Origin of the sequence: Acidithiobacillus ferrivorans (genome assembly GCF_016250455.1) — a bacterium.
GTDB classification, from domain to species: domain Bacteria; phylum Pseudomonadota; class Gammaproteobacteria; order Acidithiobacillales; family Acidithiobacillaceae; genus Acidithiobacillus; species Acidithiobacillus ferrivorans.
This window is the reverse complement of the sequence record NZ_CP059488.1, coordinates 3,135,056-3,161,380: the sequence shown is the minus strand read 5'-3', so window position 1 is coordinate 3,161,380 and position 26,325 is coordinate 3,135,056. Positions and strand designations below refer to the sequence as shown.

Genomic DNA, 26,325 nt, shown 5'->3' with positions numbered 1-26,325 from the left:
GCGTAACCTGGTCAGAGGGTCTAAAGGTGAACAGTGCCGTACCCTCTGTCGCTACCACGTTCTGTGTCATGCGGTAGCGGAGTGGGCTCACTCCCCGCAACGGGAAGGGCATTTCATCATAATTCTCCGTCGGTGGAGTATATCCAAGTGTGGCCCTGCATGCCAGCAGATCCTCAGTATGGGCGATTTTTCGGCGGCGATGGATTTTCTGCTTAAATAGCGGCGTTATCACACCATAAATTTGCTATATGTTTTGTAACATATTGTTTATATAATAGTTGTAGAAAAAGTTTTTGTTGAAAATTGTTATGTTATATAATGGACTAGCGGTTCATTGTATGGCTGGCATGATGATTTCGACGAATATGATTTTTACGGAACATTCTAGATTAGAATATAACAAAATATTTTCTATTAATGAAACGAAATTTGGGCGAGGCCATGCACTACCCGACGGCGAGACCGTTGTCGGCGGACAAGGTAGCAGCAAACATGCGGCGGCCACGACCGGGGCTCTGCTTCGGCGGCAGGAAAAACGTGCAAGACAGGCACAGACGTGGACGAATCTTAGCCGCGATGACAGCCAAGATCGTGCCCGGCTTGATAAAGTTTTCCACAAAGAGAATAAACGGCAGTTACGTGAACTTGTTCGGGATCATGTTTCAGTAGGTTATGTAATCTATTGTAGTAAATAATATTTTATTGCCATACGACGTTTCCGCTCGGCGTTGGTACTCCACGGTTATGACGGAATCCCTCCGGCCAATAAAATATCCACAAAGTTATCCACAGGCTGTTCAGGGTCCTTGTTCCAGAAAACCCCTGTCGAGTGAGCGCTGAGCAGCAGGCCTTCCGGACGTTCAGACGTGTTTGAGGAATCACAGCCGGATCAGGCTGAGGAAACGTTGTGAACCTTCCTTGCGCCAGAAGTTCTATGCGCGGTGATCGGCGGCGGTTACAGGATCCTGATAACGCGAGGGTTAACAACGCCTCAAATGGCATTGACAAAGCCACTATATCTGGTAGAAGATACTAAAAAATATATCAACATCCTGTTATGTTTAGGTGTTCAGGTGTGGCCGTCTTTGCGGGATGGAGTTTTCGCCAGATGCAGGGGTATCCTAATGCGCAATACAGACTGGTTTACAGCCGTCAGCGTGTGGCCGTTGGTAATTAAGCGCAACGGTACAAGAGCACCTTTCGATCCAGATCGAATTTGCTCAGCCATCACCCGGGCGGGACGTGCGGCGGATGAGTTTGATGCCCGTGTCGCTGGGCGAATTGCGGAAGTGGTTTTGAACAGGTTGCAGCCCATCGTTATCAACCGTGACCCCACGATTGAACTGATTCAAGATCATGTCGAATTAACATTGATGGATGAAGGCTTCTACCGCACGGCCCGTGCCTATATCGCTTACCGTGAACAGCATCAACGCTTGCGCAGGGATCGTCTGACCATGGTGAATGCCGTTTCCTCGGTAAATGAGTACCTGGATCGGGAGGATTGGCGAATCAACGCGAATGCCAATCAAGGTTATTCGTTAGGTGGCCTGATTCTGAACGTCGCGGGGAAGGTAACCGCCAATTACTGGTTGAGTCATGTCTATCCGGATGAAATTGGCGCCGCGCACCGTGCGGCGGACATTCATATCCATGATCTCGATATGCTGGCCGGTTATTGTGCTGGGTGGTCGCTGCGAACCTTGTTGCAGGAGGGTTTTAACGGCGTGCCAGGGAAGGTGGAAGCGGCACCTCCCCGTCACTTGTCCAGTGCTGTGGGACAAATGGTAAACTTTCTGGGCACCTTGCAGAACGAATGGGCAGGCGCGCAGGCTTTTAGTTCCTTTGACACCTATCTGGCACCGTTTGTCCGCAAGGATGGGCTTTCCTATGACGCGGTACGGCAGAATATTCAAGAGTTTATTTACAACCTGAACGTGCCTTCCCGCTGGGGCAGCCAGACCCCTTTTACCAATGTAACGTTCGATTGGGTCTGTCCTGAAGATCTTCGGGAACAGGTTCCGGTTATCGGTGGAAAGGAGATGCCGTTCCACTATGGCGATCTACAGGTGGAAATGGATTTGCTCAACCGCGCCTACATCGAGGTGATGAGCGAAGGGGATGCCAAGGGCCGCGTTTTCACCTTCCCCATCCCAACCTACAACATAACATCTGATTTTCCGTGGGATTCGGAAAACGCCGAAAGACTGTTTGCCATGACGGCAAAGTACGGCCTGCCCTACTTTCAGAATTTCATTAATTCTGAACTCCAGCCCAACATGGTGCGCTCTATGTGCTGTCGACTCCAACTCGACCTGCGCGAATTGCTCAAGCGCGGGAATGGGCTTTTCGGCTCAGCAGAGCAGACGGGTTCCATCGGTGTGGTGACCATCAACTGCGCCAGGCTGGGCTATCTCCATAAAAACGATTGCAATGGTCTCTACCAGCGCATCGATGATCTGTTGGAGTTGGCGAAAAGCAGTCTGGAGATCAAACGCAAGATCATCCAGCGCCACATGGACACGGGGTTGTTTCCCTACTCCAAACGTTATTTGGGCACGTTGCGAAATCATTTTTCTACCATTGGGATTAATGGGGTTAACGAAATGATCCGCAACTTTACGGAGGATCGGGAGGATATCACAACGACCTGGGGCCATGAGTTCGCCTTGCGGTTTTTAGATTATATCAGGAATCGTATGGTCGTCTTTCAGGAGGAAACAGGTCATATGTACAATCTGGAGGCCACGCCTGCGGAGGGCACTACCTATCGTTTCGCCAAAGAAGATCGCAAGCGATTTTCCGATATTTTGCAGGCCGGGACCTTGGATAAACCCTACTACACGAATTCATCGCAACTGCCGGTGGGATTTACGGACGATCCGTTTGAGGCACTGGAACGGCAGGAGGCTTTGCAAGCCAAATACACGGGAGGGACCGTTCTTCACCTGTATATGGGCGAGCGACTCGCTAGCGCGGAAACCTGCAAACGCCTGGTGCGGCGCGCGCTGGAGCGATTCCGGTTGCCGTACATTACAGTTACCCCTACTTTTTCCATCTGTCCAGTGCATGGATACCTGGCGGGTGAGCATCCATTTTGTCCCATCTGTGATCAGGAACGCATTACAGAAAAGCGGCGGCGTTCTGCGTAACCTATAAAAGGAGAATATTATGTATCCTGAGATAGCCAACGAAAGACCAATAGAACTTGAGTTGAGTGATGACGAAAGGCAACCCTGTGAGATTTGGACAAGGGTTATGGGATATCATCGCCCGACCTCTTCGTTTAATATCGGTAAGCAAGGCGAGCATTTGGAACGTAAACATTTCATCGAGACCAAGCGTTTTGATGGGGATGGCGCTCCATCGGCGCATTAGATGAGCGTCGATGTGCCCAGTAGGAGGGACATTATAGTTGACAACAAATCAATTTTATTGCCGACGGTTGCTGGCCTCTCCCAGTTTAGTACGGTAGATTATCCGGGGCATTTGTGTGCCGTAATATATACCCAAGGTTGTCCGTGTCGTTGTCGTTATTGCCATAATACAAGCCTACAGCCGGGGCAGGGATCGTCAGTTATGTCATGGTCTACGGTCATGGGGTGGCTGGCGACCCGCAAGGGACTGCTGGATGCGGTAGCATTTTGTGGCGGCGAACCAACAGTCCATAAATCGTTGTTATTGGCGATTAAGCAAGTAAAGACATTGGGTTTTAATGTCGCTCTGCACACGTCGGGACTGTATCCACATAACTTTGCAAATCTGCTCCCCTATCTAGATTGGGTGGGGTTTGATGTCAAGTCACCATTTGCGCATTATCCCGATATCACCCGCGTACCCGGAAGTGGCGGCAAGGTAAAAGAATCTCTCGAACGGATGTTGTCCAGCAATATTTCCTATGAGATCAGAACAACAATACATAATACTATTTTAAGTAGCGCAGATCTTGTTATGATGGCCCATGAGTTGCAAATGCTTGGTGTATCTCGGTGGGTGTTGCAACGCTTTAACAAGGCTGGATGTGCAGATTTAGAGTTGATTGCTGGCCACACCGCAATAGAGCGTGATCTGGTTGCGCGGTTGCGTATCAATGTACCAAATATCTTGGTTAGATAGCGTGGTTGGTTATAGTACCATTATTGTAAGGATTCCGGTCGCACAAGTTTTATGACCTTTTCCGCTACCTCAATATCTATCGATGATTCGGCGCTAAACTCTCCTGAATATGCCGACTGTTCTTGCATGAGATCGTAACAATTGGCACCAGAAATATCCAATAATAAGGCGGGCATGTTTGCTGAGCGAAATGCATATTCTCGTTTGATGTAAAAATTATTACAACACATTCCTAAGTAGGCCTTGGTGCCACGTTCATTGAGGGCTTTTAGTGTAATTTCTAAATGTTCAAAGTTGTTTATTGTGGTGACTTGTAATCCTTGCTCTCTGGCTATTTTATATACTTGACCAACATCGCATTTTCCGCACTGGGAGCAGCCATCGTTATGCCGCCACTTGCACCAAGTGGGCTTGGCGCAGTATGGAACGAGTACCGTGTCAGCTTTTGCTGCGATATCAAAGGCATCCAGTGTTCCGTCAGGGTCATGGATCATGAAGGAACTCGCTGCCGATGGCGCTATGGAAAGTTTAGCAGCTATTCTATGTTGTTCGAAAAGGCGGCGGAGTAACACCATGATATCTTGTGGGGTAAACCTATACAATTCCCATTGATTCTCATAAAATAAATTATCCATTCGTTGCATGATTTCACCTTCTGCCGCCCCACGCAGTACGGATTCAATTTTACGAAACAGGTTATATGGTCGAATGTACACATTGCCATTCAAGTGCAAGGATGATATCCGGATGTTCGTGTCTAGTTGTATGCGCCCGTGAAGTACGCCGCCGGAGGTAATGGTAAAACCGCTATAGGTGATTTCATGAGCATTTTCTGTGAGATTGTTGTGATCACATAGATAGGTTTGCGATGTAGTGTTAACCCATGGGATCTGCATAAGCGTTGGTAAGTTACAGGATAGAGCTATAGATTGTGCTAAAGACTCCTTGAGATGTAATAAGTCTGCACTGCTCAGGCTCGGCAGCGTGGTGAAGTGATGACTGGCCGTACGCATGCCTTCTGGTGTTAGTTTTTCCTTTGGAACACGGAGAGCGCGAAGCATCGTATTTATGTCCAATGACCTATATAGCGTGGCGTTTGCGATTAGAACATTGTCTAACACACCGACATAGACACTTCCCAGCTTTTGTCCATTTTCATAGATATCATTTGGCCGAGTAAAATTAATATTTTCATAACCGCTATTATATAGACCACAACAAACCGCCATACAAATGGTGTCAAGCCATTGTTCGATACTTAAATGTTGCGCCGGAAGCGTTAAGCTCAAACTAATTTGTTTGTGATATAAATACGATGTACCGCCGCCGGTTAAACGCCGGACAATGGGAATGGATCTAGTCTGACAATATGTTGACCGCACAGCAAATCGCGCGTCCTCATTGGCACCTAATGCCACGGTTTGTGTGCTTTCGTAAAAGCGCAGCAATGGCATATGATCTGTACGCGTAACGATAATTTGCTGCGAATCCAGGACGATGTTATCGGCGCCGTTCCGAAGCCCACTATCTCCCCAAGTAAGTTTGTTCATAAATTTGTTTGCCATCAGTCGTTACGCCGGTGTGAATGCCATGCCTGGCAAGCCATGCCAATAGCCGTTACAAGCCGGTGAGCGAAGTGTGTCCTCGGAAATGGATGCGCCGTTTAAAGTCGCCTGAAATAGTTTCACAACGGTATCGGTGTCTTTAAGTTGTGGAGATATACGCACTATGTCTATGTTCATATTCAACATTGCTCCAGTCTCATGGAGGAGATCACAGGGAACGCCTGATTGAAGCTGAATGCCATTCATGGTGAACAAGCGTTCATGTTCTTGGGTAAACAATGGCCGCCCTTCTGGATCCCGTATGCAGCGTTGTTCACACGCATCCTTGCCGATATTGTCCGCGCGGGCAGTGAAGCAGCGTGCGGAAAACGATAGTGGTAAATATCCATACGCGAAGACCTCAGTTTCCATGGCCGCCGGCCTCATGTTTTGTAACGTGCCGATGGTTGTGGCGGATAGCTCAACCGGCGGCACCCACCGAACTACCCCAAACTCGGCTAAGAGCGACAATGTCTTGTTGTTATAACAGTTTATGTGAGGTCCTGCGACAAAGGGAAAGCGCCCCGTCAGTAAATGAACTGCAGACATGTCATTGGCTTCGACAAGGTAGTCGGTATTTGCACAAATCTTTTCTAATTGTAGAAGATCCGAGTTGGCTTCCGGGAGGGCTAGCGTGGACAGCACAACCTCCTTGCCGGCGTCGGTGAGGAACGCCGCAATGTTGAGCCAGTCCGCTCTACTCAGCGCGCGTCGTTTTGCGCACACGGTCTCTCCTAGATAAACTATATCTACAGGCCAGGTTGCTGCCGACTGATAAAATTGCTCTATGGTTTCCTTTGACCAGTGGTAGTGAATAGGGCCTAACGAAATCTTCATTTTTTGCTCGGAAACCCTGGAATCTACGCCGGGGAGGGATAGCATGGCCTGCGGTGCAAGCCCCATTCCCGAACTCCTTTTTAGAATGCTATCTTGTTGGGCGAATAACTATAGTCATTGGCGCGCTAAAGCACGCCATGAGCCGTCTGTATAATATCTGGAGTTAATGCCAAGGCCGGTGATATGCCCCGAGAGTGTGGGACTGTCCTTCAGAAAGGCGATCCAGGGCGGTGGTCCATTGGGTTTTTACGGAATATCGCTCAGGATTCGAAGCGCAAAGATCTATGGCCGCGCGCAAGACGCGCGCGACGACGGCGACATAGGCCGGACTTCTCTGGCGTCCTTCCACCTTGATGGCGGCTACATTATGCTGGAATAAATCTGGTAATATATCCAGGACATTTAGGCTGGTAGGTTCTTCAATGGCGTAATATGGCTGCGCGTTGGTATAGTAGCGACCCTTGCACAAGGTGGGATAACCAGTCGCCTCATTAAGGCCATGGCGATCAATCAACACGCCATTTAGACGAGACTGACGGCCCAGGGAGGTCTCCTCCCAGCGTACAGACTCGGCGGGTGAACAAACTCCGCTGGCATTGGGGGACCGGCCCGTAATGTAGGATGACAAGGCGCAACGACCTTCTACCATGACGCATAGACTTCCATAACCGAACACTTCGATTTCTACAGGGCTGTTGGCTATGGTATGCCAAAGTTGTGGTAAGGAGAGCACTCTTGGTAGAACGGCTCTCTGAATGCCAAATCGCTGGTGGTAGAACGCCAATGCCTGATAAGTGGTGGCAGAGGCTTGCACGGAAAGATGCAAACGCAGATTGGGATGCTGGCTTGCGGCATAGTGCAGCAAGCCAAGGTCCGCGATGATCGCGGCATCTATTCCAAGCAACGCAGCGCGATCCACCGCGCTGGTCCAGACAGACCAATTGTGTGTTTGTGGATAGGTGTTGATAGCTAGCAGGACTTTTTTCCCGGCGCGATGCGCATATTCGATGCCCCGTGCGGCATCATCCGGTCCAAAATTAAGCCCCGGAAAATTGCGCGCGTTAGTATCATCACGGAAGCCCATATACACGGCATCTGCACCGTTATCAACAGCAGCTTTCAAGGCAGGTAGTCCGCCTGCGGGGCAAACCAACTCCGGTTTCCGGTTATTCATATGATCTTCCTTCTACATGGATGAACTTTCACTCGTCAACGCCATTTTCGAATGTATTTATGGGCACTCAAGGCTGAAGGGCGCGATCCAGCAAGTCATGCAAGTGCTTGTCGACATGCATTCTGCGGATGCTGCGATCTATACTTTGCCTTATTCGAGGACCAAATGGGATCGGTAGACCGCTGATCGGGGTGAGCCAATCCAAGTCTATCGAATCCATAAAATTCTTCAGGTGGAGTCCGATAGATGTTTCTCCTTCCAGCACCAGGCGGCGCGCGAAGAAGAGGGTGTCGGGATCTTCGAGGCGTAGTGCGAGTCGGCACAAATCCTTGACGGTTCCGGCAATGCGCAAGTCGACGGGTCCAGCTGAGGCCAGAGCAATCCCCTCCCGCCTTATTGTTAAATGGAAGGATTTTCCAAGATCGGACACCTCAATCACGATGCGCCGCCCCGCTATCTGATGGAAATCCGCGCGATGTTTCGCCAGCACCCAATTGGCCGTGCGCACGAAGAGGGCCGTGAGCACGGGATTCATAAAAATGGTTGTTGCGCACTTATTGGGATGCTCAATCGCCATGTTGACATTCCGTTGCAAAAGCATTATCAATACACCATAGCAAAACACAAACGGATATGGAAGTATTATTATTGGGCTCGCGTGGCGCAAACGAGGTGGTTGACATGGATTTCCCATACTTAAAGATCAAAGGACGGTCCCTGCTCCCTGTGATACAGGGGGGTATGGGTATTGGTGTTTCAGCACATCGTTTGGCCGGGGCTGTGGCGGCGGAAGGGGCTGTCGGAACCATTGCAAGCGTGGAGCTACGGCGTTTACACGAGGATCTGATGCGACCCTTGCGGCGCCTGAGAGATCCTGCAGCTTCGGCCAAGGCAAACTTGATCGCGTTAGATCGCGAGATTCAGGAGGCGCGCCGGATCGCAGGAAAAGAGGGCTTTATCGCAGTTAATGTCATGCATGCCATTTCTGGCTATCGGGAGCATGTGCTCCAAGCTATCAAGAGCGGGGTTAACGCGGTTGTCGTGGGCGCTGGTCTGCCCATGGACTTACCAACGCTGGCAGCGGAGTTCCCCAAGATCGCACTGATCCCGATTCTTTCTGAAGGTCGCGGTGTTCAGCTGGTTCTGCGCCGTTGGATGCGTCAGAAACGTCTTCCAGACGCTATCGTTATCGAGAATCCCCAATTCGCTGGCGGGCACTTGGGAGCTACCAGATTGGAGGATGTTTCAAATCCCAAGTATGGTTTTGCAAATGTCCTGCCCGCGATCCGCAAGCTGTTTACAGAATTGGGTCTGAAACCTGAGCAGATCCCGCTCGTCGCCGCTGGAGGGATCGCTTCCGTTCAAAAAATGCGCGAGATATTTTCCCTCGGTGGGAGCGGGGCTCAATTGGGCACCCCGTTCGCTGTAACCACCGAGGGCGATGCGCATATCAATTTTAAGCGTGTCCTGGCTGATGCGACGCCTAAAGATCTTGTGACATTTATGAGTTCGGCAGGTCTGCCCGCGCGTGCAGTGCTTACTCCCTGGTTGCGCCGTTATTTGGGACGCGAGGAAGAACTGCGTGCTTGCGCGAGTCAAGACCATTCACTGTGTCCAAGCCAGACGGAGTGCTTGGTACATTGTGGGTTCAAGGATGGCAATTCGTCCTCCGGGCAATTCTGCATTGAGGCCCAGTTGGCGGCTGCACAACGAGGTGATGTGCAGCATGGGCTATTTTTTCGCGGCGCCGGACAGCTCCCCTTTGGTCAACAAATTAGAAGTGTTCGCGACCTTATTGCGATGCTGCTATGCGAAGCGGTATCGACAAGCACAGAGAATTGTATGCCAGCGATGGCAGTGTGACCGAATAGTCATGTCAAAAGCGGCAGTGCTCGACGAATACAGCGCCATTTTTTGCCAAAATACATCAGCTAATCATAATGTTAATTTATGCGAAATATGTAACTTTGTGGCATAAACTTTGCAGTATCACTGTGTAGGCAATCGGGCCGCCGGTGGGATCGGCACATAGATGGAAAGTGTTCGTGCTTTTACCAGGTTACAACACACTTGCGTGGCTAACATGGGTTTCATTCTATTGATATATGATTTAGTAATTGAAATATATGCATTATGGAAGTAGGAAAAATTCAATTACGCGGCTTATAGCAGAGAAGCTAACGATCCAGCGGATACGGGATGTAGCGGCTTATCTGTCCGGACTATATTGAGATGTGACGGGATTTTAATATGGTTGCATATTCATCACCGCTAGTGGATATGGTGCGCAACCAAGGTCTTGAAAATGAGTTCTGGTATTGATTTTTGTAATCGATAAATCGTATGTATTGATTCGCTAGAAATCTGAATGATACATCAGCAGATAATGTTCATATAATATGATCACGCTGGCGTATATTTAACATGGGGTTTTGTTTATAACCGGCCTATAACTATCGAGAGTCTGCAATAAGAGCTTGGTGGTTGCTGGCCCGATCAACTAAGGTGCCACATATGCTACAAAAAAAACCGTTTTTATCAGCCGTTTCCGTGCTAACGATAGCCATGGCCATGACGTCAGTAGCCTATGGATCCACTATTGCCAAAACGGTCTCAGTGGCTTCTCCTGCAGCAGCCACCAGTAGTGTTATGAACGTTACTGCTGCCACTTCGTCGGTTACTTCAGACGGTGTTCCCACGGTGGTGCAGAACTCTTGTATGGCCTGCCATGGCTTGCAGGGTGTTTCGCCAGATGGCGGTATGTTCCCCAACTTGGCAGGGCAATGGAAGCCCTACATATTGCGCGAACTTGACCATTTCAAGGCGCATACACGAGCGGATCCGTTATCTCCCATTATGTGGGGTATGGTGGCCCCGTTGACCGCCGCGCAGACACAACAGGTTGCCGATTACTTTTCTTCTCAGAAGCCCGCGTCAGGACATGTTTATGATCCCAAGCTCGTCGCCGAGGGGAAAAAGCTGTACTTCGGGGGGTTGCCCAAGATGCAAATGCCGGCGTGCATGGCATGTCATGGTACCACGCTGGCAGGTCTGCCCCCTTTCTTCCCGATGCTGGCAGGACAAAAACGCACTTATGTGATCAATCAACTGACCTATTTCAAGTCCGGACAGCGGGTCGCCACGCATAAGGGCATTATGCAATACATAGCCACCAGGTTGGATCAAACGCAAATCGCCGCGCTGGCCGCCTATATAAGGTCTCGGTGAACACCATGACGGAAAATGAATACACCAAAGCAAAGGGTGACGGCACTCTGGATGGGAAAACCATACTCGTGACCGGTGCGGGAGACGGCATTGGCAAGGCCGTCTCCATCGAGTATGCCCGACAGGGCGCTACGGTTGTTTTGTTGGGAAAAACGAAGCGTAATCTGGAGGGAGTTTACGATGAAATCACCGACTATGGATACCCGGAGCCAGCTATTCTCGTGGTGGATCTCGCCGATCCAACAGCCGATGCATTTAAAACCATAGGCGCGGCTATTTCCAGCGAATTTAAACAGCTGCACGGCATAGTGCATAATGCGGCAGAAATCGGGATGTTAACTCCACTGGAGAGCTATGAAGGGGCTCTATGGGATCATGTATTTCAAGTCAATATAAAGTCTCCCATCCTCGTGACGCAGCAGTGCCTGCCGTTATTGAAAGAGGCCGCGTATGCCTCCATCATTTTCACAACGGATGAGTCTGGTGTAAAGCCTAAAGGCTATTGGGGCGCCTACGGGGTGAGCAAGGCCGCCATTTTGCATATGGCGCGCATGTGGGCGATAGAGTATGCCAAAACGAATATTCGGGTGAATATCGTAGATCCTGGACCCTGTAGAACAGGGCTTCGCCTGATGACGCATCCCGGCATGCCGATGAAGCGATATACGCCGCCTGAAGCAATCACCCGTATCTATATGAGATTAATGGATGGTGACGTGTTGGGTCATAACGGAGAGTTGTTTTATGCCCAAGATTTTATCAATCCTGATTTGGATGACAGAACTGCAAGGGATCTGGCAACTTCTACAATATAATCCATCAAATAGCACATAGGAATCAATATCATGTCAGACGAAGCGCAAGACAACAAGCATGCTCCAAATATAACACGCCGCCGCTTTCTTACGGCGCTGGTGACGGTATCTGGTGTCGCGGTGGCGGGCACTATCGCAGTGCCCATGGTCAAGTCACTGGATCCAACCGCCGCCGCCGCTGCATTAGCCACTACGACCATTGATCTGAGTCCCATCGAACCGGGCATGCAAATGGTGGCATTGTGGCAGGAGAAGCCCGTTATTGTGGTAAACAGAACCCCGGAAATGCTGGCCTCGCTGGATGAGGCAGAGCAGAAGGGCATATTGAAGGATCCCAACTGTAATATTCCGCAGCAACCTCCCTATTGCAAAAACAAGTATAGGTCACGGGTGGCGGAATGGTATGTCGGTATAAAAATATGCAACCACCTGTGTTGCATACCGCATTACCGGCCCAAAAAAGCCAGTGTCGCGCCGTGGTGGCTCGGCGGATTTCATTGTCCTTGCCATGGATCGATGTACGATCTTTCTGCCCGCGTAATCAAAGGTTCACCCGCTCCTCACAATATGGCGGTTCCTGAATATGACATCGATGTGGAAAAGAAAAGCGTTGTTGTAACCAATATGTATCCGCTCGCGCATTTGTGCTGAGCGTGGTAGCCGACAAAGGAGGCTGATATGAGTTTCAAAACGTGGTTTGTCAAACGTTCGCCGTTGCCGGAGATGTGGCGGGAGCACATGGCTGAATACTACGCGCCAAAGAATTTCAACATCTTTTATTACGCCGGGTCTCTGCTTTTACTGATGGTAGTGCTGCAGTTCCTGTCAGGATTTTTGGTTCTGGCACACTACATCCCATCTGTTAGTGATGCCTATGACTCTGTATACGGAATCATGTACGACGTGCATTATGGTTGGCTTATGCAGTATATGCATGTCGATGGCGTCTCCCTGATATTCGTGCTTCTGTATATACACATGGCAAGAGGCATGCTTTATGGCTCCTACCGAGCACCGCGAGAGCTCGTATGGGTCATCGGCTATACGACCTATCTGGCGTTTATGGCGGAGGCATTTTTTGGATATATATTGCCGTATTCAAACCTGTCATATTGGGCAGGAACGGTAATTACCTCATTGTTCAAGTCTATTCCATTCATCGGAGAATGGGTCACCACTCTGGTGCGCGGTGGCTCCGGCATGAGCGGAGACACATTGGATCGCTTCATGGCACTGCATGTGACGGTGGTGTTTCTGGTCATTGTCGGACTGATCGTGTTCCATATTCTTTATCTACATAAAGTCGGTTCTAACAATCCCGACGGTCTTGAGATCAAGGCCAACAAAGGGCCTGACGGGCATCCGATAGATGCTATTCCCTTTCACCCCTACTATTCCGTGAAAGATCTATTCGGATTCGGTGTATGGCTATTCATTTTTGCGGCGATTATTTTCTATGCACCGACGGTGCATCATATTTTTCTGGAGCGTACCATGTCGACGCCGGCGAACCCATTGAAAAGCCTGCCTGATGTTACACCGCCATGGTATTTGTCGCCATTTTACGCCATGTTGCGGGCTATACCGAATAAGAATGGCGGTATTATATTAATGGTGGTGGCGGTAGTGTTTCCGTTCGTACTCCCATGGCTTGATAGAAATCCGGTGATATCGACGCGTTATCGCCCGATTACTCGTATTATGCTCATTATCTTTTTTGTCAACTTCCTCATGCTGGCCTATCTTGGCGAGCAACCACCGTTGCCTAAATATTTTATCCTGGAGCGAGTAGGGGCGGTTATATATGTGGCATTCTTCATTTTACTGCCATTCGTGAGCAAGTTTGAGCCGACCCGGACACCACCCGCGCGAGTCCGTTTCCATGCCCACTGATATTGCGCAGAGAGGAGGCATTATGAAAAAATATGTTGTGTGGGCAGGCATGGTCTTGGGGCTGCTTGCCAGTGCGCCCGGAGCATTTGCAGATAACGGGCCCAAGATGATAGCACCGCATTATACCTACAACTCAAAGACTATAATTGCAGGTGCGAAGCTGTTCGCAACCGACTGTATGGCTTGTCATTCTATTAAATTTATGCGTTACGAGTTTCTGACGAATGATCTGGGAATGTCCAAGGCCGATGTGCATAAGTATATCATGCTGCCGACTGGTTCCAAATATAAAGGGAATATGGTGTCAGCGATGCCAACCGACATGGCGCACAAATGGTTTGGCCTTCCCCCGCCGGACTTGAGTCAAATAGTTCGGTATAAGAGTCAAAATTGGGTATATACCTATTTGCTCTCGTTCTACCTTGATCCCAAGCAGCCATCCGGCTGGAATAATCATGTATTTCCCAATGTGGCAATGCCTGATGTGCTTGCACTGCATAGTGGGTTCGTGAATGAACAAGGGAAGGTGCTTCGTGCGGGTGACGAGTCTCCTCAGAAATTCAAGGAGCAAGTCTCTGACATCGTCGCCTTTTTAAGGTTTGTATCTGATCCGTCTGTTGTACAACGGCACGACGAAGGGCCTTGGGTGCTCGGTTTGCTTGCACTGTTTATTATCTTTGCCTATTTCCTCAAAAAGGAATACTGGAGAGACGTGAAATAAATTACCATCATTTAGGTCTGTTGCATCTTAAACGGTCAATCTATAAGGAGTAATGTCATGAGTAAGGAACAAAATGGAACCGAAAAGCCCCAGAACCTGAGTCGCCGTGATGTCTTGAAAGGTATCGCCATAACGGCTGGTGTAGTGGCTGCCGGGGCAGTGGTCGGGGTAAATCCCATCGGCGCGGCGCATGCGGCTGGAAAGTGTCCAGGAATCACACCTAAGGCCTCCCTGCAATATCAGCCACATCCCAAGGGCAAGGAGCAATGCTCTGCTTGCGCGAATTTTATCGCGCCGCACTGCTGCAAGGTCGTGGCTGGATCGGTGGTGCCAGAGGGGTACTGTATGGCATTTATTCTTAAGCCGGCATAAAAGCGTATTATGGGGAGTCTGCCACGCTTACTATAATCCTCCTGTGGGCGATGGTGTACGAACAATGCGGAGTGGATATTAGCGAGGTGCGGAGCTACACTTAAACTGGTGGGGTTTGGAGGGTGGGAGCAAAGTGCAGCGCCACCACCTGAAAGGCGCCGGAGGCTGTTATAACCGAAAGGTAGCTCTAGAAAGAAGGAGGTGCGGGGGAGGGCAGGTATTTTTCAATGCTTGCGAGCTACCCAGCCTTGGCACAGGCGCCAGGGACTCCGCGTAATGTTATGACTTTGCAAAAGATATCATGTACTGCGGTAGCGATGGCTGTATGCGCGCTGGCTTTTACAGCCCCCGCTTTAGCGGCTGAACAGCCAATGCAAGCAGCTATTCATGAGGGGGACCAGTTGTTCGCCGCGGCGTCCCTGGGAACCAAGGGTAATAGCTGTATGACGTGCCACCGTGGTGCCGGACGCGTCGAGGGTATGCTACCGAATGGTAAAAAGATTCCAAGCCTTCTTGGTGCTGCAGCCACCTTCCCTAAATATAATGAACGCGCTGGGAAGGTAATCACGCTGGAGATGCAGGTCAACTCCTGTATCGCAAATGGTCTCGGCGGGATGCCGCTATCCTCCAGTGGTCCAAAGATGGTGGCGCTTGTTAGTTACTTGACATCCCTGTCGCAAGGGAGGCCGGTTAATATCCAAGGCGTGAAGGAATGATCGACGGTCGGCCCCCCGTTCTGGGGCGATGGGATCATGGGAGGTTTTGCTGACACAGTAAGGCTTAAGGTGCGCCATCGTTGTACCATGAAAATACGGCTCATGTTACTAATGGTGGCGCCACCATGGCGTGTACAAAAAAATAACGAAACATCCAACAAGGTACTGGCGGCCTCCGCTTTAAGAGGAGGCCTATTGATCTGTTCATTCCTGAATTCCTGTCAGCCAGTTTCGAATACAGGCTTAGAGGGGGTTGCGCCAGCCGACGTCCGACGTCTTAATTAAGTTATCGCTACTCGAACGTCTGTTTGGCAGTTAAGACGCTCTGTTTTACTTTGAAAAACTATGCGACTGGTTGAGGGAATAACGTATGTCTGGGCAGCAGAATGACTTAAAAAATACTTCAGCCGTGGTGTTGGACGATGTTATCGTGGCCCCATCTGCTTTGTTCGGTTCGCTGCTAATATTCTTTTTCAGTGTTCCGTTTGTGGTTTTTGGTAACGGGTTTTTGGTGATGGTTGGGGCGGTAATGATTGTCTTGTCATTCATTGATGCGGCAAATATTGCGACATTGATGTTAACCACAAAGTGTCTCGTTAATAATGGTAATCTGGTAATAAAATACGGTTTGTCACGGCGACTGAATATTTCCATACCGCCGCCGGCCATTCGAGACATAAAAATTAAGCAGACGTGGTTTGGCTCGATATTTAAGTACGGCTCAATAATTATTGTTGGTGATGACCTGGGGGTTATGCTGCAGTATATAAAAAACCCGTTGGCGGCAATGGAAGCGATTAGAAAATCCATCGGTATATGGCCATGAAAGGCTAAAATGAGCGAGGATTCATTCCGGATGGAATCCCGTTACCCGGAGGCAGGGGGGTCGCCGCCCGTCGTCCTCAGTATTGCCGGCTCTGATCCCAGTGCGGGGGCAGGCGTGCAAGCCGACCTGCTGACCCTGGCCAGCCTGGGCGTGCATGGCTGCACGGCAGTGACGGCGCTGACCGTTCAGGATTCGGTGAATGTGCGTGCCTATACGTCGGTGAATCCGGAGAATACCGTAGCGCAGGCCCGTGCGGTGCTCGACGACATGTCTGTACAGGTCATCAAGATCGGGATGCTGGGAAGCGCGGCCATGGTGGCCGCGGTGAGTGCGCTGCTGGCGAGTTATCCGCAGATTCCCGTGGTGCTTGATCCGGTACTGGTGGCCGGAGGCGGTGCGGCCCTGGCCGGGGCGGGATTACGCGAAGCCTTGGCCACCCAATTATTGCCACAGGTGACGGTGATGACGCCGAATGGGCCTGAGGCGCTGGCCTTGTCCGGCGCTAACGATTTGCCCACGGCAGGTGCCTGGCTCAATCGCCATGGGGCAGAGTGGGTACTGATCAGCGGGGGGCACGGCGAGGGGCCGGAGCTCGAGAATATGCTGTTTCACGGTGCGGTATTGCAGCGGACCTTCCGGCAGTCCCGGCTGCCCCACCGGTATCACGGTTCGGGGTGTACCTTGGCCGCCGCGCTGGCGGCGGGTCTGGCGCACGGTCTGAGCGTGGAAGCCGCGGTGGCGGCGGCGCTGGATTTCACGCATGCTTGCTTGGTGCATGCGTACCCGTTGGGTAAGGGACAGTATTTTCCGGATCGATTCTTTGGCGCGCGCGGGCATCGGGCGGGGCTTTAGATGGCCCGGCAGAACCCCATTATTTCGGGGCTGTATGCGATCACCGAAGCGCGCCTGATGCCGGAGCCCGTTTTTCTGGCGCAGGCCGAAGCGGCGCTACGCGGGGGCGCGCGTATTCTGCAATATCGGGACAAGGGCGACGTTGTGGCCGAGGCACCGAGACGACGGCGGCAGGCGGGGGCTTTGCGGGAACTTTGCGCGCAGTACAATGCCCTTTTCGTCGTCAATGATGATCCTCTCCTGGCGCAGGCCGTCGGGGCGCCAGCCCTCCATGTGGGGGCGGAAGATGCGCCGCTGGCAGCGTTGCGCGTGCAGTTGGGACGCGCCATACTCATCGGGGTTTCCTGTTATGGATCGGTGCGGCAGGCGCAAGAGGCGGCGGCGCAGGGGGCGGACTATGTGGCCTTCGGGTCCTTTTTTGCCTCTCCCAGCAAACCGCAAGCGCCGGTGATCAGCATGGCTGTGCTGACGGCGGCGCGTGCGGTTATGGATCTGCCCATAGTGGCCATCGGCGGCATCACGGAGGCCAGTGGGGGTGCCCTGCTCGCGGCGGGTGCGGATGCCCTGGCGGTGATTTCCGGTATTTTTGGTGCGAACGACGTGGAAGGGGCGGCAAGGCGTTTTACCGCTCTGTTTGGTGACCGTAAGGAGTGATGATGACGCAGACTTCACACGCACTGTTCAGTGCGGCGCAGCAATGCATTCCGGGAGGGGTTAATTCGCCGGTCCGGGCCTTTCGCGGCGTGGGTGGCGACCCGATTTTCATCGACCATGCCGAAGGCCCTTTCTTCTGGGATGTGGAAGGCAAGCGCTACATCGATTACGTGGGTTCCTGGGGGCCGATGATCCACGGCCACAGCCACCCGGAAGTGCTGGCGGCGGTACATGCGCAGGTGAACAAGGGGCTTGGCTTCGGTGCACCTACCGCCATCGAGGTGGAAATGGCGGAGCTGGTTTGCTCCCTTGTGCCGAGCATCGAGTCGGTGCGCATGACTTCCAGTGGCACCGAGGCGGTGATGACCGCCATTCGTTTGGCGCGTGGTTACACCGGGCGCGATAAGATCATCAAATTCGAGGGCAATTATCACGGTCACAGCGACAGCCTGCTGGTAAAGGCCGGTTCGGGGGCGCTGACCCTCGGCCAGCCCTCGAGCGCGGGGATTCCGCGCGAGGTAAGTCAGGATACCCTGGTGCTGCCATATAACGATCTCTCCGCGGTGGAAGAAATGATGTCGCAGTTCGGCTTTGATGTCGCGACCATTATCGTCGAACCGATTGCCGGCAACATGGGTTGCGTGCCGCCGGAGCCCGGCTTTCTGGAAGGCTTGCGCGCCGTATGTGATCAATATGAGTGCGTGTTGATTTTTGACGAAGTGATGACCGGATTCCGGGTGGCCGTGGGCGGCGCGCAGGCACTCTACGGGGTGCGGCCCGATCTGACCACGCTGGGCAAGATCATCGGCGGTGGTCTGCCGGTGGGTGCCGTCGGCGGTCCGCGGGAAATGATGGAATATCTGGCACCCACCGGGCCGGTGTATCAGGCGGGGACGCTGTCCGGTAATCCGGTAGCCATGGCCGCCGGTCTGACGACCTTGCGGTTGCTGACGGTGCCGGGTTTCCATGCGCGCCTGGCGGCGCAGACGGCCATGCTCTGCAAGGGCCTGGCGGAACGCGCCAAGGACGCGGGTATTCCCATGCAGATCAATCAGGTGCCCGCCATGTTCGGCTGGTTCTTTGCGGAGCAGCCGGTGCGCGGTTTTGATGCGGTGATGGCCGCCGACAGTAAACGCTACGCGCGCTTTTTCCATGGCCTCTTGGCGCGCGGGGTGTATCTCGCCCCCAGTGCCTATGAGGCCGGTTTCCTTTCGGCGGCCCACGGTGATGCCGAGATCGCCACCACCCTGGATGCCGCAGAAGCCGTTTTAGCGACGCTGAAGGAGGACGCATGAGCACCCTGTTCACCCGCATCATCAACGGTGAAATTCCGGCGCAGAAAGTGCTGGAAGATGACCGTTATCTGGCTTTTCTCGATATTCGCCCGGTGCGGCCTGGGCACACCCTGGTCATTCCCAAGATCGAACATGATTATATTTTCACGCTGGATGACGAAACCCTGGCCGGTCTTCTGCCTTTTGCCCGGCGCGTCGTACCGGCGCTGGAGCAGGTGACCGGTTGCAAGCGGGTCGGGGTCATGGTGGCGGGGCTGGAAGTACCGCATGCCCATGTGCACCTGATTCCCATGAATGCCATCCACGACCTGAATTTCGCCCATGCCAAAGAGACGCCGACGGAGGCCTTGGTGGCGATGGGGGATCAGGTGCGCGCGGCGTTGCGGGGTTAAGTCGTTGCGGTGGAAAGCCCCCCGGAAAATGCGGTGGTGGCTTTTGCTAGGAGTCGCTTGCGCGCTTTCGGGGCCAAATTTGGCGTTCGCAACGGCTAAAGATGGTCCGGCGCTCGTCGACATCAATCACGCCGATAGTGCCCAGTTGCGCGGTCTGCGCGGCATCGGCGAGAAACGGGCCGCAGCGATTGTCGCTTTCCGGGCGGCGCACGGCCCTTTCCCCGGCCCGGCCTCCCTGGCTGCGGTGGTGGGTCCCAAGCTGGCGCAGTCGCTGCGCGAAAGGGTGGTGGTGAGCGCCATTTCACAAAGCGTGTTGCCGCCGCACCCTTGACAGAAAAAACCGCGCTGTTAAGGTGAATATCCTAACTCCTTCTCCTGATCATCATTAGAGCCGCCGACCAGATATGCCGCATCACCTTCGCATTGGTACCCGCGCCAGCCCGCTGGCCGTCTGGCAGGCAGAGCATGTCCGTGCCGCCCTGTTGCGGCAGCACCCGGAAATAACCGTCGAGATCATCGCCATGACCACCAGTGGGGATACGCTTCTGGATGCACCCCTGCATGCGCTGGGCGGTAAAGGCCTCTTCGTCAAGGAAATCGAGGATGCCCTGCAGCAGCAGCGGGTGGATATTGCCGTACACTCCATGAAGGATGTGCCTGCGCAACAGCCTGATGGTCTGGAGATCGTCGCCATCATGGCCCGGGAAGACGTCCGGGATGCCTTCGTCAGCAATGCCTTTCTCCACCCCGATGCCCTGCCGAAGGACGCACGGGTGGGCAGTTCCAGCCTGCGGCGGCGGGCGCAATTGCTGGAGCGTTACCCCCATCTGCGGGTCGATGATTTGCGCGGCAATGTCGCCACGCGCCTGCGCAAGCTGGATGAGGGGCATTATGCGGCGATCATCCTCGCCGCTGCGGGCCTTAAACGCCTGGGTTTGTCGGATCGCATTACCCACCTGCTGGATATCGACTGCTCTCTGCCGGCAGTGGGACAAGGGGCCATAGGCATTGAGGCGCGCAGCGACGACCGGCGGACCCGGGAACTGCTGGCACCCCTGGCCGATGCCGACACCCACAACTGCGTGCTGGCAGAGCGCAGCATGAATCGGGTGCTGGGGGGGGACTGTCGGCTGCCGGTGGCGGCACTGGCGCAATGGCAGGGGCCGCAGATGGTTTTGCGCGGGCTGGTCGCCACCCCGGACGGCCGCCGGGTACTCCACGCCGAAGCGCGGGGCAGTGACCCTGTTGCGCTCGGCATGACCGTCGCCGCGGCGCTGGTCGCGCAAGGGGCGGCACAGATTATCGCGGATGTCCGAAACACATGAACGGCATTTCACTGCAAGGCAAAGGCATCGTGGTCACCCGGCCGCGCGCGCAGGCTGGCGAGATGCTGACCCTGTTGCAAGCGCAAGGCGCACGCCCCATTTTGTTCCCCGCCGTACAGATCGAGGCGCCGGAGAACTGGCAGTCTCTGGATGATGCTTTGCATCAGTTGGTGGCGTATGACTGGGTGATTTTTTCCAGCCGCAACGCCGTCGCTTTTGCCCTCAGCCGCTTGCAGAGTCGTAACCTGTCCTGGCCGACAGGGCCGCGTATCGCGGCGGTGGGCCGGGAAACCGCCAAGGCGCTGCGTGAGTTTGGTCTGCAGGTCGACCTGGTCCCCCGGCGGTTCAGCTCCGAGGGTTTGCTGGAAAGCCCGGAGCTGGTGGCCGTGCAGGGACAGCGCATAGCGCTGTTTGCCGGTGATCAGGGCCGTGAGTTACTGGAGAAGACGCTGGGCGAGCGCGGCGCGGTCATCGACAAGGTATTATGCTACCGGCGCGGTATTCCCGGCGCCAATCCGACGCCGTTATTGCATGCCTGGGCGCGCGGCGAACTGGATGCCGTCACCGTGACCAGCCCGGAGATCTTCAATAATTTCTACCAGATGGTGGGGGGGCTGGGACAACGCTGGCTGAAGAACACACCCATTATCGCCATTAGCCCCCTCACCGCCGCCGCCGTCACCACGGTTGGTCTGGCGGCGCCCTGGATTGCCCCGGAAGCCAGCGCGGCTGGCATGTTGGCCGCGCTGATGGCATGGGCGCAAGGTCTGGAGCCCGTTGCATGAACCTGCTCAATCTGTCATCCCGCCACGAACCCCGCCGCCTGCGACGTCATCCGGCCATGCGCCGGATGTTGCGTGAGCATCATCTGCGTGCGGCGGATTTCATCCTGCCGGTCTTTCTGGTGGAAGGCGATGGCGTTCGTACGGAAATCTCCTCCATGCCCGGCGTTTTCCGCCACAGCATCGACTCGGCGCTGCAACTCTGTGCGGAAGCGGTGGCGCGAGGCGTTTCCGGAGTGCTGCTCTTCGGTGTCCTTGAAGAGCACTGCAAGGATGCCGTCGGCACCCTCTCCTGGGACGCGGCGGGGCTGGTGCAACGGGCGATCCGCGCCATTCGCGACAACTATCCGCAACTGCTGATCATTGCCGACGCCTGCTTTTGCGAATATACCGCCCACGGCCATTGCGGTGTCCTGGATGCGGGCGGTGATCGGGACGATTATGCCACCCTGGAAAACCTGCAACGGCAGGCCATCTCTTATGCCGAGGCGGGCGTGGATATCGTCGCCCCTTCCGGCATGGTGGACGGCATGGTGATGGCTATTCGCGAAGCGCTGGATGCTGCGCAGCACCCGCAGGTCAGCATTCTTTCCTACGCGGTCAAATACGCCAGCGCTTTTTATGGTCCTTTCCGCGATGCGGCGGACAGCGCGCCGCAGTTCGGGGACCGCAAAGGCTATCAGATGGACCCAGCCAATCGGCGTGAGGCGTTTCGCGAGATGACGCTGGATATTCAGGAGGGCTGCGATATGGTGATGGTGAAGCCCGCCATGGCGTATCTGGATATCATCCGTGACCTCCGCGAGCGCTGCGACCTGCCGGTGCTGGCTTATCAGGTGTCCGGCGAATACAGCATGCTGCAGGCCGCTGCCCGGGCCGGTTGGCTGGATCTGCAGAGCAGTGTCCTGGAATCGTTGCTGGGCATCAAAAGAGCCGGGGGCGACGCTATCATTACCTATTACGCCCTCGCTGCCGCTGACTGGTTGGAATGAAGCCGTCGCGCCGCGCATTTGCCGCGCTGCCGTCGCCCTCCATGGGATTATTCGCGCCGGTATTGGACGTTCTCTTCCGGGTACGCTGGTTTGGGTCCGCCGCACTGGTCGGTATCATGCGCGTCCTGCGTTTGCGGTCGGAAGACCTCGATACCCTGTTCCCTTGGGTCTTGTTCTCCATGGTCATCAATGTGCTGGTCTGGCTCGTGTTGCTGGGCGGGTTGGCGGGAACCCTGCCGGAAAAGCCCCCGGTCAGCTCGCTGGTGGAAATTTCGTTAACGCCGAATCCGCTCCGTCCCCAGATTACCTCGCCCGCGGTACCCGCGCCACGCAGCCCGGACGGCATTCTTCCGCTCCGTCGGGAGAGCGCGCCGTCAACGGCGTCACCGGCGGCGCGGGCGATCGCCTTGAATGCCTATCTGAAGGACTGGGAAGGCCGAATCATGGCACTGGCCCAGAAACATCTTTTTGCGGGAGGGCATCCCGTCCTGCCTCGGGGGCGCGTCGTGGTCGCCGTCACTATCGCCCCCGACGGGCAACTGATGCAGATTGAGATGCGGCAGGGATCAAAGAACGTCGCGCTGGTAAGCGCCGTCGATACGATCATTCGGGAGGCGGCGCCCTTTCCGGCTTTACCCGCCATCTGGCAATCCCCGCCTACTTCGTTGCGCATAGTGCGGACCTGGAGCTTTGAGTAGAAAATACATACAATCAGGGTGTTGCCACCGGATCATGCACGCGTTCCAGGTCTTCCAGGCTTTTCTGTCGCGATTCCACCCCATAGATCAGGGTGGCGAGCATCCCCAGCAGGGCCACCCCGGCCATGACCACCAGGACTAAGGGTATTCCCCAGCTTTTTTCAAGAACAGGAAACAATACCGCCGAAATGAAGGCACCCAGGCGGGAAATACCCGTCGCCAACCCGGCCGCGCTGGCGCGCAATTCCGTCGGAAAAATTTCTACGGCGAGCGCAAAAACCGTTACCGACGGACCGATGCCTACGCCCAGAGAATAGACTGCGGCACCCGCGTAAATCCCGGCAATCCAGCCATTCCAGGAGCACAGCGCAAACAATCCCAGCCCGAGGGACATCAGGCCAAAGCCAGCGCTTTGCAAGGGAATCCGGCCCCAGCGGTCGAGGCGGGAGAGAATATAAACAATACCCAGAGCGGAGATCACCAGAAAGCCGGCATTGATGGCGGCGGCGGCCCCGTCACTGCTGGCCAACCCGTTGCTGCGCAAGACCAGGGGAAAATACAGACCAATGCCCAGACCCACCACATCCAGACAGAACCAGGGGAAAATGCTGAGCACCAGCCGGCGCAGCCAGACCTTATGCAGCAGCACCCGCCACGACTGGCGATGCCCCTGAAAAGCCGTCAACTGCGTGCTGAGTTCGGCGGACGTGTACTCCGGGTAGAGCCGGGTCAGGGCCGCACGGGCCGCGCTGGGATGCCCGTTACGCGCCAACCAGCGCGGCGATTCCGGGAGGCCGCGCCGCAACCACAGGAGAGCGAGCGCGGGGACGGCCGCGCTACCCAGCATCCAGCGCCAGGATGCGGCGCCGGTAAACAGCAGGGCCCAGCCGACACCGGTAGAAAGCAGAGCGCCAACATACCAGGCCAGATTTACCCGGGCGAAACGATTTCCCCGGTTGGCGGGCTGGCTGTATTCCGCAACGATGGTGGCCACCAGCGGATAGTCGAGGCCGATCGCCAGGCCGGTCAGAAAGCGACCCAGGAAAAGTATCGAGATATCGGGGCTGAAAGCGCTGACCAAAGCGCCGATGACATAGAGGAATATGTTGGGGAAAAGCAGTTTGCGGCGACCGAAGCGGTCGGTGAAGACGCCGCCCGCCAAGCCCCCCAGCAAAGACCCGAGTAACGCCATGGCCATGAGCAGACCGGTTTCGGTCGCGTGCAAATGCCAGGCGCTGTGCAACGGGAGCAGAACCACGGCCATAATGCTGAGATCGTAACCGTCCAGCAGCATCCCCAGCATGGCGGCACCCAGCGCGTGGCCGCGCTGCCTGTCCGTTCCGGGCCGGTTGCGGACGTTTGCAGTGGACAGGCCACCCTGTTTGTTCATGATGATCCCTTGCTATGTTGACCGGACAGAGGGGCTAGCTTATGACGTTGAGGTGCCATCGCTCAAGCCGGGACAACCCCCATTCTGCCGGGCTGGCATCACCAAGGTTGCCCAGACGCCCCCGGCCACATACAATTGCTGCGACAGCAACAAGGTGATAGGCAACGTATCCCCGCCCATTGATAATTTCTCTCAACTTGAGGCCGCGCAATGCATCGTAAAGGGATCATCCTCGCCGGCGGATCTGGCACCCGGCTCTATCCGCTGACCCAGACCGTCAGCAAGCAGCTCATGCCAGTCTATGACAAGCCCCTTATTTACTACCCTCTGGCGACCCTTATGCTGGCAGGTATCCGGGAGATGCTGGTCATCTCCACCCCCGACGATTTACCGCGTTTTCGCCAGTTGCTCGGAGATGGGAGTCAATGGGGCCTGTCTTTCCAGTATGCGGAGCAGGCACGCCCGGAAGGGCTGGCGCAAGCCCTGCTGATCGCCGAGGAGTTCCTGGCGGGGTGCCCCTCGGCGCTGGTGCTCGGTGACAATATTTTCTACGGCCACGAGATCAGTACAACGCTGCAGGCTGCCAACACGCGCGATACCGGTGCCACCGTCTTTGCCTACCATGTCGCCAACCCGCGTGCCTATGGTGTCGTCGAGTTCGGTGCCGACGGCCAAGCCATCGGCCTTGAAGAAAAACCGGAAACGCCGCGCTCCTCCTATGCGGTGACCGGCTTGTACTTCTACGACGGCGACGGCAGCAGGATGGCTCGGGAAATCCGCCCCTCGGCACGGGGCGAGCTGGAGATTACCGACCTCAACCGCCTCTACCTGCAGGAAAGGCGCCTGCAAGTAGAGGTGCTTGGTCGCGGCACGGCCTGGCTCGACACCGGCACGCACGCGGATCTGCTCAACGCCGGCCAGTTCATCCGCACCCTGGAAGAACGCCAGGGGCTCAAAGTCGCCTGCCCCGAAGAAATCGCTTACCGCATGGGCTACATCGATGGCGAAGCCCTCAGTCGTCTCGCCGTCCCTTTGCAAAAGAGCGGCTACGGTGATTATCTGTTGCGCGTTCTCAGCGAAGGACGCCAGCCATGAAGATGGAAGCCCTCGCCATTCCGGAGGTTTTCCTCATCACCCCCAGGGTTTTCGGTGACGCCCGGGGGTTTTTCATGGAAAGCTGGAACCGGCGCGCCTTCGCTGATGCCGGACTGGATCTCGACTTCGTGCAGGACAACCACAGTCGCTCCCAGCAGGGAGTGCTGCGCGGGCTGCATTACCAGATTCGTCAGCCCCAGGGCAAGCTGGTGCGTGTCGTGAGCGGCGCGGTTTTTGACGTGGCCGTAGATCTGCGCCGATCTTCCCCATACTTCGGACAATGGGTTGGCGCCACGCTCTCTGCCGAAAATCAGCAGATGCTCTGGGTGCCCCCCGGTTTTGCCCACGGTTTTTATGTGCTCAGCGAGTCGGCCGACTTTCTCTACAAAACCACGGAGTTTTACGTTCCAGAAGCAGAACGTTGCGTGCTCTGGAATGATCCGGATATCGCCGTTGACTGGCCGTTGCTGGCCGGTAATCCACCCCTGCTGGCCGGTAAAGATGCCGCAGGACTCGCTTTATCCGCGTGCGAGACCTTTCCATGACGC

29 protein-coding genes are annotated in these 26,325 nt (G+C 54.7%); 24 read left to right on the top strand and 5 right to left on the bottom strand.

What is annotated here, in order from left to right; all coding sequences use genetic code 11:
• The first annotated feature begins 338 nt into the window (after positions 1 to 338).
• The 4 genes from H2515_RS15885 (at position 339) to H2515_RS15870 (ending at position 4,116) form a co-directional block, all read left to right on the top strand.
• Positions 339 to 695: a hypothetical protein gene (locus H2515_RS15885; protein WP_156103835.1), complete on the top strand. Its 357-nt coding sequence runs from the start codon at positions 339 to 341 to the stop codon at positions 693 to 695.
• A 429-nt stretch (positions 696 to 1,124) separates the two neighbouring features.
• Positions 1,125 to 3,152 carry a ribonucleoside triphosphate reductase gene (locus H2515_RS15880; protein ID WP_065413286.1) on the top strand — a complete coding sequence of 676 codons (2,028 nt, stop codon included), beginning with the start codon at positions 1,125 to 1,127 and terminating at the stop codon, positions 3,150 to 3,152.
• A 19-nt stretch (positions 3,153 to 3,171) separates the two neighbouring features.
• Positions 3,172 to 3,378: an anaerobic ribonucleoside-triphosphate reductase gene (gene nrdD / locus H2515_RS15875; protein WP_035192037.1), complete on the top strand. Its 207-nt coding sequence runs from the start codon at positions 3,172 to 3,174 to the stop codon at positions 3,376 to 3,378.
• Positions 3,379 to 4,116, top strand: a complete 738-nt coding sequence (locus H2515_RS15870; RefSeq protein ID WP_232821465.1) for an anaerobic ribonucleoside-triphosphate reductase activating protein — start codon at positions 3,379 to 3,381, stop codon at positions 4,114 to 4,116.
• A 20-nt stretch (positions 4,117 to 4,136) separates the two neighbouring features.
• Here the strand turns inward: H2515_RS15870 and H2515_RS15865 are convergent, their stop codons facing one another.
• The 4 genes from H2515_RS15865 to ubiT form a co-directional block, all read right to left on the bottom strand.
• Positions 4,137 to 5,681: a lipoyl protein ligase domain-containing protein gene (locus tag H2515_RS15865; RefSeq protein ID WP_232821464.1), complete on the bottom strand. Its 1,545-nt coding sequence runs from the start codon at positions 5,679 to 5,681 to the stop codon at positions 4,137 to 4,139.
• Between the two features lie 6 nt (positions 5,682 to 5,687).
• On the bottom strand, positions 5,688 to 6,623 hold the full coding sequence (locus tag H2515_RS15860) for a U32 family peptidase (protein WP_232821463.1): 936 nt from the start codon (positions 6,621 to 6,623) through the stop codon (positions 5,688 to 5,690).
• Positions 6,624 to 6,720: 97 nt separating this feature from the next.
• Positions 6,721 to 7,731, bottom strand: a complete 1,011-nt coding sequence (ubiU, locus tag H2515_RS15855; protein WP_198660607.1) for a ubiquinone anaerobic biosynthesis protein UbiU — start codon at positions 7,729 to 7,731, stop codon at positions 6,721 to 6,723.
• 67 nt (positions 7,732 to 7,798) lie between these two features.
• A complete protein-coding gene (gene ubiT, locus H2515_RS15850) occupies positions 7,799 to 8,308 on the bottom strand; it encodes a ubiquinone anaerobic biosynthesis accessory factor UbiT (RefSeq protein WP_198660606.1) in 510 nt (169 codons plus the stop codon).
• Between the two features lie 104 nt (positions 8,309 to 8,412).
• Between ubiT and H2515_RS15845 the strand changes: the two genes are divergently transcribed.
• The 18 genes from H2515_RS15845 to H2515_RS15760 all read left to right on the top strand — a co-directional run bounded on the left by H2515_RS15845 (position 8,413) and on the right by H2515_RS15760 (position 23,292).
• A complete protein-coding gene (locus H2515_RS15845; RefSeq protein ID WP_198660605.1) occupies positions 8,413 to 9,594 on the top strand; it encodes an NAD(P)H-dependent flavin oxidoreductase in 1,182 nt (393 codons plus the stop codon).
• A gap of 651 nt (positions 9,595 to 10,245) precedes the next feature.
• Positions 10,246 to 10,959: a c-type cytochrome gene (locus tag H2515_RS15840; RefSeq protein WP_198660604.1), complete on the top strand. Its 714-nt coding sequence runs from the start codon at positions 10,246 to 10,248 to the stop codon at positions 10,957 to 10,959.
• Positions 10,960 to 10,964: 5 nt separating this feature from the next.
• On the top strand, positions 10,965 to 11,774 hold the full coding sequence (locus tag H2515_RS15835; protein ID WP_198660603.1) for an SDR family NAD(P)-dependent oxidoreductase: 810 nt from the start codon (positions 10,965 to 10,967) through the stop codon (positions 11,772 to 11,774).
• 30 nt (positions 11,775 to 11,804) lie between these two features.
• Positions 11,805 to 12,425 (top strand): ubiquinol-cytochrome c reductase iron-sulfur subunit, encoded by a 621-nt coding sequence (gene petA, locus H2515_RS15830; RefSeq protein ID WP_014030555.1) that lies wholly within the window; start codon positions 11,805 to 11,807, stop codon positions 12,423 to 12,425.
• A gap of 27 nt (positions 12,426 to 12,452) precedes the next feature.
• Positions 12,453 to 13,667: a cytochrome b gene (locus H2515_RS15825; RefSeq protein ID WP_065413281.1), complete on the top strand. Its 1,215-nt coding sequence runs from the start codon at positions 12,453 to 12,455 to the stop codon at positions 13,665 to 13,667.
• A gap of 22 nt (positions 13,668 to 13,689) precedes the next feature.
• A complete protein-coding gene (locus H2515_RS15820) occupies positions 13,690 to 14,388 on the top strand; it encodes a cytochrome c1 (RefSeq protein ID WP_065413280.1) in 699 nt (232 codons plus the stop codon).
• A 57-nt stretch (positions 14,389 to 14,445) separates the two neighbouring features.
• Positions 14,446 to 14,760 (top strand): iron oxidase, encoded by a 315-nt coding sequence (iro, locus tag H2515_RS15815; protein ID WP_014030552.1) that lies wholly within the window; start codon positions 14,446 to 14,448, stop codon positions 14,758 to 14,760.
• 227 nt (positions 14,761 to 14,987) lie between these two features.
• Positions 14,988 to 15,476 (top strand): hypothetical protein, encoded by a 489-nt coding sequence (locus H2515_RS16610; protein ID WP_065413278.1) that lies wholly within the window; start codon positions 14,988 to 14,990, stop codon positions 15,474 to 15,476.
• 370 nt (positions 15,477 to 15,846) lie between these two features.
• Complete coding sequence (locus H2515_RS15805; protein ID WP_198660601.1) at positions 15,847 to 16,302, top strand: PH domain-containing protein; 456 nt, start codon at positions 15,847 to 15,849, stop codon at positions 16,300 to 16,302.
• Positions 16,303 to 16,311: 9 nt separating this feature from the next.
• Entirely contained in the window at positions 16,312 to 17,154 is an 843-nt protein-coding gene (gene thiD, locus H2515_RS15800) for a bifunctional hydroxymethylpyrimidine kinase/phosphomethylpyrimidine kinase (protein ID WP_232821462.1), read from the top strand.
• Positions 17,155 to 17,808 carry a thiamine phosphate synthase gene (gene thiE / locus H2515_RS15795; protein WP_035192030.1) on the top strand — a complete coding sequence of 218 codons (654 nt, stop codon included), beginning with the start codon at positions 17,155 to 17,157 and terminating at the stop codon, positions 17,806 to 17,808.
• Positions 17,809 to 17,810: 2 nt separating this feature from the next.
• Entirely contained in the window at positions 17,811 to 19,103 is a 1,293-nt protein-coding gene (hemL, locus tag H2515_RS15790) for a glutamate-1-semialdehyde 2,1-aminomutase (protein ID WP_198661502.1), read from the top strand.
• Positions 19,100 to 19,495 (top strand): HIT family protein, encoded by a 396-nt coding sequence (locus H2515_RS15785; RefSeq protein WP_065413276.1) that lies wholly within the window; start codon positions 19,100 to 19,102, stop codon positions 19,493 to 19,495. The genes hemL and H2515_RS15785 overlap by 4 nt, the downstream gene beginning before the upstream one ends.
• 79 nt (positions 19,496 to 19,574) lie before the next feature.
• Positions 19,575 to 19,826 carry a ComEA family DNA-binding protein gene (locus H2515_RS15780; protein WP_232821461.1) on the top strand — a complete coding sequence of 84 codons (252 nt, stop codon included), beginning with the start codon at positions 19,575 to 19,577 and terminating at the stop codon, positions 19,824 to 19,826.
• A 73-nt stretch (positions 19,827 to 19,899) separates the two neighbouring features.
• Complete coding sequence (gene hemC, locus H2515_RS15775) at positions 19,900 to 20,820, top strand: hydroxymethylbilane synthase (protein ID WP_198660600.1); 921 nt, start codon at positions 19,900 to 19,902, stop codon at positions 20,818 to 20,820.
• Positions 20,817 to 21,605: a uroporphyrinogen-III synthase gene (locus tag H2515_RS15770; RefSeq protein ID WP_035192026.1), complete on the top strand. Its 789-nt coding sequence runs from the start codon at positions 20,817 to 20,819 to the stop codon at positions 21,603 to 21,605. The genes hemC and H2515_RS15770 overlap by 4 nt, the downstream gene beginning before the upstream one ends.
• Positions 21,602 to 22,594, top strand: a complete 993-nt coding sequence (gene hemB, locus H2515_RS15765) for a porphobilinogen synthase (protein ID WP_198660599.1) — start codon at positions 21,602 to 21,604, stop codon at positions 22,592 to 22,594. Before H2515_RS15770 ends, hemB begins: the two co-directional genes overlap by 4 nt.
• The gene (locus H2515_RS15760) at positions 22,591 to 23,292 is read left to right on the top strand and encodes a TonB family protein (protein ID WP_198660598.1); all 702 of its coding nucleotides are present in this window, start codon (positions 22,591 to 22,593) and stop codon (positions 23,290 to 23,292) included. Before hemB ends, H2515_RS15760 begins: the two co-directional genes overlap by 4 nt.
• A 13-nt stretch (positions 23,293 to 23,305) precedes the next feature.
• Here H2515_RS15760 and H2515_RS15755 read toward each other — a convergent pair whose 3' ends face one another.
• Positions 23,306 to 24,682, bottom strand: a complete 1,377-nt coding sequence (locus tag H2515_RS15755; protein ID WP_198660597.1) for an MFS transporter — start codon at positions 24,680 to 24,682, stop codon at positions 23,306 to 23,308.
• Positions 24,683 to 24,892: 210 nt separating this feature from the next.
• Here H2515_RS15755 and rfbA point away from each other — a divergent pair, with 210 nt between their 5' ends.
• Both rfbA and rfbC read left to right on the top strand, forming a co-directional pair.
• Positions 24,893 to 25,777, top strand: coding sequence for a glucose-1-phosphate thymidylyltransferase RfbA (gene rfbA, locus H2515_RS15750; protein WP_198660596.1), 885 nt, complete (start codon positions 24,893 to 24,895; stop codon positions 25,775 to 25,777).
• Positions 25,774 to 26,322, top strand: a complete 549-nt coding sequence (gene rfbC / locus H2515_RS15745) for a dTDP-4-dehydrorhamnose 3,5-epimerase (RefSeq protein WP_035192021.1) — start codon at positions 25,774 to 25,776, stop codon at positions 26,320 to 26,322. The genes rfbA and rfbC overlap by 4 nt, the downstream gene beginning before the upstream one ends.
• Positions 26,323 to 26,325 lie beyond the last annotated feature (3 nt).